This is a genomic window from Polaromonas sp. P1_G4 (assembly GCF_056405475.1).
Genome location: NZ_JBFUCA010000598.1, coordinates 1 through 2326, shown reverse-complemented (window position 1 = coordinate 2326; position 2326 = coordinate 1). Strand labels below are relative to the sequence as shown.

The window sequence follows — 2326 nt, the reverse complement described above, 5'->3', positions numbered from 1 at the left end:
TCCTTATGCAGGCGACCTGGTCTACACCTCGTTCTCCGGCTCGCACCAGGACGCCATCAAGAAGGCTTTCGCTGCGCGCAAAGAAGGCGACGTGTGGGACATGCCTTATTTGCCCATCGATCCTAAGGACCTGGGCCGCAGCTATGAAGCCGTGATCCGCGTCAACAGCCAGTCCGGCAAGGGTGGCATCGCCTACTTGCTGGAAAGCGAGTTCGGCCTCGAGCTCCCGCGCCGATTGCAGATCGAGTTCAGCCAGGTGGTRCAATCGGTGATGGATGCGACCGGCAAGGAGTTGACCGGCAAAGACATCTTTGCGCTGTTTGAAAAGGAATATGGCGTGCAGACCATCGCCGCACCCCAGCGCCTGGTGATTGAAGAAACCGGAAAGACCGGTGGCGAGTCCTTCCACATTAAAGCCGAGGTCGAGTTTGCGGGCCGCCATCACGCCGTTGAAGGCACCGGGACGGGCCCCATCGATGCTTTCGTGGGTGGCCTGGCCGCAGCGACAGGCCACTCCGTTCGCGTGCTGGACTATCACGAGCATGCCATCGGAGCCGGGGCGAGCGCGCAGGCCGTGGCCTACTTGGAACTGCGGATCAACGACCAGACGCTGTTCGGCGTCGGTATGGATGGCAACATCATCTCCGCATCGCTCAAGGCCATAGTCTCGGGCCTGCAGCGCAGCAAGGCCAGCCAGCCTGCAGGCGTTGCTACCATTACGGGTTAACCGCTTCAGATACCTCAAAACACAGAGCGCCCAACGCATCAGGAATCCCACCATGACCGACAAACTCATTATTTTTGACACTACCTTGCGCGACGGCGAGCAATCGCCCGGCGCCTCCATGACCAAGGACGAAAAGCTGCGGATTGCCCGCCAGCTGGAGCGCCTGAAGGTCGATGTGATCGAAGCCGGGTTTGCTGCCAGCTCCAATGGCGATTTCGAATGCGTGAAGGCTATTGCGGAGGTGGTGAGGGACTCCACCATCTGCTCGCTGGCGCGTGCCAACGACAGGGATATCTCCCGCGCTGCAGAAGCCTTGAAACCTGCGGCATCGGGGCGTCTGCATCTGTTCCTTGCAACCAGCGCCCTGCACATGGAAAAGAAACTGCGCATGACACCCGATCAGGTGTTCGAGCAGGCCAAGCTCTCCGTGCGTTTTGCCAAAAATCTGATGGGCGATATCGAGTTCAGCCCTGAAGACGGTTATCGCTCCGACCCGGATTTCCTGTGCCGTGTGCTGGAGGCCGTGATCAAGGAAGGCGCGACCACCATCAACGTGCCCGACACGGTAGGCTACGCCATCCCCGAGCTCTACGGCAACTTCATCAAGAACCTGCGCGAGCGTATCCCCAACAGCGACAAGGCTGTCTGGTCCRTGCACTGCCACAACGACCTGGGGATGGCCGTGGCCAACTCTCTGGCCGGTGTGAAGATTGGCGGCGCGCGGCAGGTGGAATGCACCATCAACGGGCTGGGCGAGCGTGCCGGCAACTGCTCGCTTGAAGAGGTGGTGATGGCGGTCAAAACCCGCAAGGACTACTTCGGCCTCGAACTTGGAATCGACACGCAGCACATTCTGGCGGCCAGCCGCATGGTGAGCCAGACCACCGGTTTTGTGGTGCAACCGAATAAGGCCGTGGTCGGCGCCAATGCGTTTGCGCATGCCTCCGGCATTCACCAGGACGGTGTGCTCAAGGCGCGCGACACCTATGAAATCATGCGCGCCGAAGACGTGGGGTGGAGCGCCAACAAGATCGTGCTGGGCAAGCTGAGCGGGCGCAATGCGTTCAAGCAGCGTCTGCTGGAGCTCGGTGTCGCCATGGAAAGCGAAGCGGACATCAACAACGCCTTCGCCAAGTTCAAGGAACTCGCGGACCGCAAGAGCGAGATCTTTGACGAGGACATCCTGGCGTTGGCGAGCGATGAAAGCGCTTCGCATGACAACGAACAGTACGGCTTTGTGTCCCTGTCGCAACACAGCGAAACCGGCGAACGCCCTCAGGCCAGCGTCGTGTTCACTGTGGCCGGCAAGGAAGTCAAAGGCGAATCCGACGGCAACGGCCCTGTTGATGCCTCCCTCAAAGCCATCGAGTCACACGTCAAAAGCGGTGCGGAGATGGTGCTTTACTCTGTGAACGCCATCAGCGGATCAACAGAAAGCCAGGGAGAAGTCACGGTGCGTTTGCAAAACAGCGGGCGGGTGGTCAATGGCGTGGGCGCCGACCCCGACATCGTGGTGGCGTCGGCAAAAGCCTATTTGAGCGCGTTGAACAAACTCCAAAGTAAAGCTGACCGCGTGGCGGCACAGGGATGATGTAACAA

The 2326-nt window shown here is 60.0% G+C and carries 2 protein-coding genes; both read left to right on the top strand.

From position 1 onward, the window contains the following. On the top strand, positions 1-727 hold a 727-nt coding region (locus AC1D1X_RS21030; protein WP_477699084.1), incomplete at its 5' end, for an alpha-isopropylmalate synthase regulatory domain-containing protein. A 52-nt stretch (positions 728-779) separates the two neighbouring features. Further along, a complete protein-coding gene (locus tag AC1D1X_RS21025) occupies positions 780-2318 on the top strand; it encodes a 2-isopropylmalate synthase (protein WP_477699083.1) in 1539 nt (512 codons plus the stop codon). Positions 2319-2326 lie beyond the last annotated feature (8 nt).